Raw genomic sequence first — 441 nt, forward strand, 5'->3', positions numbered from 1 at the left:
GTCGAAGCGTCATATCGTCTCAGCCTCTATGAGCAACGCATCATTCTGGCTTGTATTGCACAAGTCAGACGAGATGGCGCGCTGACAGACCAACAGCTCTACAAGGTCAGCGCTAAGCAAATCGCAATGATGAGCGGAATCGAAGTAGACCGCGCCTATCAACACCTCAAAGCAGCCTCAGAAAGGCTTTTTGAGCGTCGAGTAACGCTGCATAAAGCCCCCAACGGAGGCGGCTCGACAAAAGTCAGGATCACACGTTGGGTACAGACGGTGAGCTACCAGGACGCCGAGGGTACCGTAGCCCTTCGCTTTGGAACGGACATCATCCCGTATCTGAACCAGCTTACCGAGCAGTTCACCCAGTACGCTCTGGCGGATGTCGCCAAGATGACCAGCGCCTACGCGATTCGGCTCTACGAACTGCTGATCCAGTGGCGGGAA

General features: G+C 55.1%; 1 protein-coding gene. It reads left to right on the forward strand.

Features of this window, described 5'->3' with window-relative positions; all coding sequences use genetic code 11:
* The coding region (locus tag VBE63_RS31180; protein WP_323686806.1) for a RepB family plasmid replication initiator protein at positions 1 to 441 on the forward strand (441 nt) is incomplete at both ends.

The sequence above is a fragment of the Lamprobacter sp. genome, from assembly GCF_034860625.1.
Lineage (GTDB): Bacteria > Pseudomonadota > Gammaproteobacteria > Chromatiales > Chromatiaceae > Lamprobacter.